This window comes from Pseudoxanthomonas sp. LjRoot204_2 (genome assembly GCF_056175765.1).
The window spans coordinates 1-7,281 of the sequence record NZ_JBGFFG010000161.1; the positions used below are offsets into that span (position 1 = coordinate 1).

General features: G+C 69.4%; 8 protein-coding genes. 5 read left to right on the forward strand and 3 right to left on the reverse strand.

The genetic code is table 11. The features are described 5' to 3' along the window. On the forward strand, positions 1-208 hold a 208-nt coding region (locus tag AC04L7_RS09225; protein ID WP_475512875.1), incomplete at its 5' end, for a tautomerase family protein. A 6-nt stretch (positions 209-214) separates the two neighbouring features. Here the strand turns inward: AC04L7_RS09225 and AC04L7_RS09230 are convergent. After that, positions 215-547: an EF-hand domain-containing protein gene (locus tag AC04L7_RS09230; RefSeq protein ID WP_436000740.1), complete on the reverse strand. Its 333-nt coding sequence runs from the start codon at positions 545-547 to the stop codon at positions 215-217. A gap of 86 nt (positions 548-633) precedes the next feature. On the opposite strand from AC04L7_RS09230, the gene AC04L7_RS09235 reads away from it, so the two are divergent. From AC04L7_RS09235 to AC04L7_RS09250, 4 genes are all read left to right on the forward strand, one after another. After that, positions 634-1,467, forward strand: coding sequence for an ABC transporter ATP-binding protein (locus AC04L7_RS09235; protein WP_296281588.1), 834 nt, complete (start codon positions 634-636; stop codon positions 1,465-1,467). Beyond that, positions 1,460-2,278 carry a bifunctional DNA-formamidopyrimidine glycosylase/DNA-(apurinic or apyrimidinic site) lyase gene (gene mutM, locus AC04L7_RS09240; protein ID WP_436000743.1) on the forward strand — a complete coding sequence of 273 codons (819 nt, stop codon included), beginning with the start codon at positions 1,460-1,462 and terminating at the stop codon, positions 2,276-2,278. Before AC04L7_RS09235 ends, mutM begins: the two co-directional genes overlap by 8 nt. A gap of 82 nt (positions 2,279-2,360) precedes the next feature. Beyond that, entirely contained in the window at positions 2,361-2,927 is a 567-nt protein-coding gene (locus tag AC04L7_RS09245; protein ID WP_055939119.1) for an ECF-type sigma factor, read from the forward strand. 24 nt (positions 2,928-2,951) lie between these two features. After that, entirely contained in the window at positions 2,952-5,756 is a 2,805-nt protein-coding gene (locus tag AC04L7_RS09250; RefSeq protein ID WP_475512876.1) for a protein kinase domain-containing protein, read from the forward strand. Between the two features lie 8 nt (positions 5,757-5,764). Here the strand turns inward: AC04L7_RS09250 and AC04L7_RS09255 are convergent, their stop codons facing one another. Further along, positions 5,765-6,388 carry a thymidine kinase gene (locus AC04L7_RS09255; protein ID WP_296281594.1) on the reverse strand — a complete coding sequence of 208 codons (624 nt, stop codon included), beginning with the start codon at positions 6,386-6,388 and terminating at the stop codon, positions 5,765-5,767. A gap of 22 nt (positions 6,389-6,410) precedes the next feature. After that, a complete protein-coding gene (locus tag AC04L7_RS09260; protein WP_299345411.1) occupies positions 6,411-7,130 on the reverse strand; it encodes an SEL1-like repeat protein in 720 nt (239 codons plus the stop codon). Positions 7,131-7,281 lie beyond the last annotated feature (151 nt).

The window sequence follows — 7,281 nt, forward strand, 5'->3', positions numbered from 1 at the left end:
TGTCGCCGGTGCGCGCGACGAAGACTTCGTGCTGATCGAGATCCTGTGGTCGGTCGGGCGCAGCGTGAAGGTGAAGAAGGCGCTGCTGGCCGACCTGATGGAGCGCCTGCAGGCGGCGGGGCGGAATCCCGAGAACGTCATGGTCTGCTTCAAGGAAACGACCTGGGAGAACTGGGCGTTTGCCGGTGGCCGCCTGGTCCACACCTGACGTCATTCAGCGCGGCGGCGCGGCCAGTTCCTTCGCGCTTAGGAATCCATTGCCGTCGGCATCCTGCCGCTTGAAGCGGTCGGCGAGCTGCGCCAGGTGTGCCTCGCGGGTGACCGGCTTGCCACGGCCACCGGGCAGCTCGTCGAGGGACAGCACGCCATCGCGGTTGCGGTCCATGCCCTCGAAGGCGTAGCTCATCCAGGCCTGGTACTCGATCAGGCTGACGCGGCCATCGCCGTCGGTATCCATGCGCGCGAGGTAATCGCCGGTGGCGGTGACCTGGGCCAGCGCGGCGACCGGCAGCAGGGCGAGGACCAGCAAGGAAGGCAGGAGGCGCATGCCGGCATTGTAGGGCCGCCAGGCGCGCCCGTTGACCACCATGATTCGGGTACGCTGCACCGGCAACCGCTCCCCCCTGCCCTGCGATGACTCCGTCTGCCTCCCCTGCCGCCACGACGCATGCGGCGCCGCTGTTCGAACTGGACCGCGCCACCGTCGTGCGGGGTGCCACCCGCGTCCTGCACGACCTGTCGCTACGCATCCCGCTGGGCCAGCACACGGCGCTCCTGGGCCCGAACGGGGGCGGCAAGTCGACCTTCATCAAGCTGATCAACCGCGAGCTGTACCCGCTCGCCCGTGAAGGCGATGCGCCGGTGAAGGTGTTCGGCCTGCGCCGGTGGAACGTCAACGAACTGCGCAACCGCCTGGGCGTGGTGACCAGCGACCTGACCCGCGACCTGCAGCAGATGCCTTACCTGCGCGCCGAAGATGCGGTGGTCACCGGCTTCTTCTCCAGCTTCATGGTCCCGCCGCACCGGCAGGTCGATGAGGGCATGCGCCGCCGTGCGCGCCGTGCGCTGGACGACGTGCGGGCGCTGTCGCTTGCCGACCGCCCGGTCGCCGAGCTGTCCACCGGCGAAATGCGGCGCGTGCTGATCGCGCGCGCATTGGTGCACGAACCGGAGGCGCTGCTGCTGGACGAACCGACCGCAGGCCTCGACGTGGTGGCGCGGCAACACTTCCTCGCGCTGATGCGCACGCTGGCGCAGCGCGGCATCACGCTGGTGCTGGTGACGCACCATATCGAAGAGATCATTCCCGAGATCGACCGCGTGCTGCTGTTGCGCGATGGCGTACTCCACGCCGACGGCGATCGCGCGGCCACGCTGACCGACGCCCACCTCAGCCATGCCTTCGGCGGGCCGGTGCGCGTGCGCCACGAAGGCGGCTTCTACCGTGCGGAGCCGGACCATGCCTGAGTTGCCCGAGGTTGAAACCACCCGCCGCGGGCTGGCACCGCACATCGAAGGCCGGCGCATCAGGTCGGTGACGCTGCGCCGGCCGGACCTGCGCTGGCCGATCCCGCCCGACATCACCCGGGCATTGCCCGGACAGCGCATCGACGCGGTGCGCCGTCGCGCGAAGTACCTGCTGATGGACACGGCGGCGGGCAGCGCGCTGCTGCACCTGGGCATGTCGGGCAGCCTCCGCGTCCTGCCGGCGGCGACACCGGTGACCGCGCACGACCACGTGGACATCGCGCTGGACGGGGCGGAAGGGCGCGTGCTGCGGTTCAACGATCCGCGCAGGTTCGGCTGCCTGCTGTGGCAGCCGGTCGGCGAGATCCATCCCCTGTTGCAGGGGCTGGGACCCGAGCCGCTGTCGGACGCTTTCGACGGCGACTACCTGTTCGCGCTGAGCCGTGGCCGCAAGGCCCCGGTGAAGACCTTCCTGATGGACCAGGCCGTGGTGGTGGGCGTGGGCAACATCTACGCGGCCGAGAGCCTGTTCCGCGCCGGCATCTCCCCGCTCCGCGCCGCGGGCAAGGTCTCGCGGGAGCGGTACGTGGCGCTGGCCGGGGCCGTGAAGGAGATCCTCGCATACGCCATCACCCGGGGCGGCACCACGCTGCGCGACTTCCTGAGCCCGGACGGGGCGCCGGGCTACTTCGAGCAGGAACTGTCGGCCTACGGACGCGGCGGCGAACCCTGCCCGCGCTGCGGCCGGCCGATGAAGCACGCCAGCATCGGCCAGCGCGCGACCGTGTGGTGCGGCCACTGCCAGCGCTGACCCTGGAACGCGGCGTCGCTGCCCTCACGTCCTGTGAGAGAAATGACGTTATATTCGCGCCCTTGGCTCGTGGGGAAGACGGATGGCCGACGCACCTGACATCACCTTGTGGCTGGACTCGGCCCGGAGCGGCGATCGCGCCGCGCTGGACCGCGTGCTGGCCACGCTGTACCAGGAACTGCACACCATGGCGCGCCGCCAGCTGTCCGGCCAGCACGGCTACACGCTGGACGCCACTGCACTGGTGCACGAGTCGTACCTGAAGTTGCTCGGCTCTACCGGCACGGCCAAGTTCGAGGACCGTGCGCACTTCTTCGCCTATGCCGCCTCGTCAATGCGCAGCGTGGTGGTCGACTACGCGCGCAGCCGGCTGGCCCGCAAGCGCGGCGGCGACCTCAAGCGCGTGGCGGACATCCCGGAAGAGGTGGAAGGCAACCTGCGCCTGGACGAGGACATGCTGGCGCTCAACGATGCGCTGGAGAAGCTCGCCGCCGCGGACGAGCGCCTGGCCCAGGTGGTGGAGATGCGGTATTTCGCCGGCCTGTCGGAACTGGAAATCGCCGAGCTGCTGCAGCGCTCCGAGCGCAGCATCCGCCGCGACTGGCAGAAGGCGCGGCTGTTCCTGCTATCGGCGATGGCGGATACCTGAGGCAGGCACGCCCGCGCCGCAACGATGGACGTCGAACGCTGGAAACGCCTGTCACCGTTGCTCGACGTCCTGCTGGAGCTGGAGCCGGAGGCGCGCGCGGACCAACTGGAGATCCTGCGCGCGGATGATCCCGACACCGCGCGCGAGCTCGAGGCGCTGCTCGCGCTGGAAGAGGAAGGCGACGGCTTCATCGACCAACCGCTGGTCGACAAGCCCGGCCAGCTGAAACCCGGCATGCGGGTCGGCCCCTACCAGCTCGAGTCCCTGCTGGGCGAAGGCGGGATGGGCCTGGTCTGGCTGGCGACCCGCGCGGATGGGCTGTACAAGCGCCGGGTCGCGCTGAAGCTGCTGCGCCCCGGGCTGGCCGACCCCAACCTGCGGCTGCGTTTCACCCGCGAGCGCGAGATCCTCGCACGCCTCGAACACCCCAACATCGCGCGCCTGCTCGATGCCGGCATCGGCAGCGAGGGCCAGCCCTACCTGGCGCTGGAATACGTCGAGGGCGTGTCGATCACCGATTACTGCCAGGCCAACAACGTGGGCCTGGAAGCGCGGCTCGCGCTGTTCCTGCAGGTCTGCGAGGCCGTCAGCCACGCACACGCGAACCTGATCGTCCACCGCGACCTCAAGCCGTCCAACATCCTGGTCACGCCGACCGGCGACGTGCGCCTGCTGGACTTCGGCATCGCCAAGCTGCTGGACGATCCCGAACCGGTGCCCGTGCATCCGCGTACCGAAGTCCGCGCCTTCACCCTGCATTACGCGGCGCCGGAACAGGTGCGCGGCGAACTCGTCACCACCATGACCGATGTGTATTCGCTCGGCGTGGTGCTGTACGAACTGATCGCGGGAACCAAACCCTACCGCCTGCGCCGGCAGACCGACGCCGAGTGGGAGCAGGCCATCCTTGCGGTGGAACCGCTCAAGCCTTCCGTCGCCACCCTGCGCACCACCGACGGCAGCCGCAGCCGTTGCCCGGACGCGCGGCGCACGTCGCGCAAGCTGTCGGGCGACCTCGACAATATCACGCTGAAAGCCCTGCAGAAGTTGCCGGAGCAGCGCTATGCCTCGGTAGAGGCGCTGTCGCAGGACCTGCGGCGGCACATCGAGGGCCGTCCGGTGCACGCGCGTGCCCAGAGCATGGGCTATCGGATGAACAAGTATCTGGTGCGCCACCGCTGGGCACTGGGCACGGGCCTGGCGGTGGCGACCGTGCTGGTGGCGGCGCTGGCGGCCAGCGTGTGGCAGGGCCGGCAGGCGATGCGCGAAACCGCGCGCGCGCAGGCGATGCAGGATTTCGTGATCGGCCTGTTCGACAACGCGGCCGCCTCGCAACAGGGCAGCACGTTCGATGCGCGCGAACTGCTGGCCGCGGGCGAGCGCCGCGGCGAACGCGAACTCGCCGCCCAGCCGCGTGCACAGGCCGAGCTGCTCGGGGTGATCGCGCGCCTGCGCCTGGGCCTGGGCGACTACCACGAGTCCCTCGCGCTGCTGGAGAAACAGTCGCGCGTGCTGGCGGTGACGGACGATGCGCCCGACAGCCWGCGCCTGCAGGCCGCGACGCAGCACGGCCGCGTGTTGCGCCTGCTGGGACGCTCCCGCCAGTGCGTGCAGGTGATGGTGCCGATGGAAGCGCGCCTGCCCTCGCTCGCATCGCGCCTGCCGCTGCGGGTCGCGGAATTCCAGTCGCAGAACGGACGCTGCCGCGCCGACGCCGGCGAGAAGCAGCTCGCCCGGCAGATGTTCGACCGCTCGCTGGACATCCGCCGCAACCTGAAGGACGAAGCCGGCGTCGCCGAGAACATGCGCGACCTGGCCCAGCTGGACGTGGAACTGGGCAACGCGGACGCGGGTGCGCGCGGTTATCTCGCCGCCCTGGCGCACCTGGAAGCGCACGGCCATGCGCGGCACCCGCTGGCCATCGAGATCCAGCGCAGCCTGGCGCTTCTGTATCGCAACCGCGGCGACACCGAGGAGGCGCTTGCAGCGTTCCGGCGCGCCCGCGCACTGTCCGAGGATATCCATGGACCGCGCCATCCCCTGACCCAGGCCCTGCGGCGTCATATCGCGGCGGTGCAGGTGGACATGGGTCAGCTGCGCGAGGCCGACGAAGAGCTGCATCGCCTGCATGCGATGACGCTGGAATCGCTGGGCCCCCATCATCGCGATACGGCCTCGAGCTGGAATTCCATGGGCATTATCGCGTGGGAGCGCGGCGACAACGAAACCGCGGTCGCCGACGTGGCCCGCGCCGTGGCCATCTGGCGCGAGACGGAAAGCCTGCAGATCCTGCCGGGAGGCCTGTTCAACTACGGCATGGTGCTCTACAGCGCCGGGCGTTACGACGAGGCGTTGGCCGCGCTCGAAGAGTCGCGGCAGATGCGGGTGACCACGATCGGCGCCAGCCACGCGCTGATCGGCGAGACCGACCGCATGATCGGCGAAGTGCTGGCCGCGAAGGGCGACCTGAAGGGCGCCACCGAGCGCTTCGATAGGGCGGTACGGCTGACCCGGGTGGGGTTCGGCCCCGATCACCCGCGCACCTGGTTCGCGGAACTGTCGATGGCGCGCCAGCTCACGCGCCTGCACCGGCCGCAGGACGCCATCGCCCCCCTGCAGGCGCTCGCCGTGCACGAGGGTGGGGGCAGCGAAGCGCCCAAGCTGCGCTGGCTGGCGCGCGCCTATCTGGCGGAGGCGCGCTGCGGCCTGGGCGAAAAGGAGCGCGCGCGCCGCGAGCTGGATGCGCTGGCCGGCGAACTGCGCATCGCCCTGCCCGACGGCGGCATCATCCCGCGCGAAGTGGCGGGACTACGCGACGCCTGCCGCTGACGCCCGCGTCAGCCCAGCGGAAGATCGGGCTGCAGCGGATCGATGCGTCCTTCGCCGCGCGCGATCTTCTTGAACTCSGCGCGGCTGACCGACACRTAGCGYTCRTTGCCGCCGATCTCCACCTGCGGRCCGTCCTGCACCGCCCGCCCCTGCTCATCGACGCGCACGGTCATGGTGGCCTTCTTGCCGGTGTGGCAGATGGTCTTGATCTCGCTCATCTCGTCGGCCCACGCCAGCAGGTACTGGCTGCCTTCGAACAGCTCGCCCCGGAAGTCGGTGCGCAGTCCGTAGCACAGCACCGGGATGCGCAGTGCGTCCACCACTTCACTGAGCTGCCAGACCTGCGCCCGCGTCAGGAACTGGGCCTCGTCCACCAGCACGCAGTCGAGCTTGCCGTTCACCGCGATGTCGTCGCGTATCCGCCGCTCGAGATCGTCGTCGCGCTCGAACGCCACCGCGTCGGCGCGCAACCCGATCCGCGACGCCACCACGCCGGTACCGGCGCGATCGTCCAGCCGCGGGGTCAGGATCGCCACGCGCATCCCGCGCTCACGGTAGTTGTGCGCGGACTGCAGCAGCGTGGTGGTCTTCCCGGCATTCATCGCCGAGTAGTAGAAGTAGAGCTTGGCCATGGCGCGGATTCTACCGCGCGGCTTAACGGTCGTCGGTGCCCGCCGGCTCCGTGGGAACGTTCTCCAACTCCCCCACTTTCACTCTTCCCTTCAGCGGCGCTTTCCAGATCGCGTCCTGCAATCGCCAGTACTGATCGGGCTGCCAATACTTGGGGGCGTAATACTGGTCGCCCGTCAGTGTCATCCCGGTGCCGGCCAGCGGACCGGTGTGCGGGATGATGGTGAGATTGCCGACGTAGCCCACGCGACTTCCGGTGACGTTCCGTTTCGCGCGGCGCAGGACCTTCTCCAGTCGCGGCTTGGCGACGTCGTCGCCGTACTCGGCCAGGATGGCCTGGCCGCGCGCGATGGCGTCGCGCCGCTCATCATCGTTCAAGTCGGACCACATGCCTTCGCGCCTTACCAGGAAGTCGTGGTAATGGCGCTCGGCCGCGATGTCCATCCAGGCGTAGGCGAGCGGTCGATCCACGGCAACGCCGATACCGCTCCAGTACATCTCGGCGATGATCGCCTGCGACGCCTTGTCGGCATGGCTCGCCGCGCGCTTGAACTCGTTCATCGCGATGGCGTAGTCCTTGCGGTCGTACGATCGCACGCCCTCGGCACGCCAGCGAAGATCGGGGTGTGCGGCCAGGAAGCCTTCGGTCAGCACGGCCGGATCGATCTGCGCGTCCTGGGCGATGGCCGCCGACACCGGCATGGCGAGGAAGACGAGGAGCGCCAGGCGGTTGAGACGGTTCATGGGGCGGCCTGTGCAGGAGGGCGGATGCAGGCCATGCTAGGAGAAGCCGGGCGCCGTTGTCTGTAAACTGATGGCCTACGCCGAAGTACGCCCCATGCACGGTCTCAACCCCCCCCAACGCGCTGCCGTCCTTCACAGCAAGGGCCCCTTG

Excerpts from the sequence above, each read along its gene's own strand:
- AC04L7_RS09230 (WP_436000740.1), bottom strand. The coding sequence starts at position 547 with ATGCGCCTCCTGCCTTCCTTGCTGGTCCTCGCCCTGCTGCCGGTCGCC.
- mutM (WP_436000743.1), top strand. The coding sequence starts at position 1,460 with ATGCCTGAGTTGCCCGAGGTTGAAACCACCCGCCGCGGGCTGGCACCG.
- AC04L7_RS09235 (WP_296281588.1), top strand. The coding sequence starts at position 634 with ATGACTCCGTCTGCCTCCCCTGCCGCCACGACGCATGCGGCGCCGCTG.
- AC04L7_RS09260 (WP_299345411.1), bottom strand. The coding sequence starts at position 7,130 with ATGAACCGTCTCAACCGCCTGGCGCTCCTCGTCTTCCTCGCCATGCCG.
- AC04L7_RS09245 (WP_055939119.1), top strand. The coding sequence starts at position 2,361 with ATGGCCGACGCACCTGACATCACCTTGTGGCTGGACTCGGCCCGGAGC.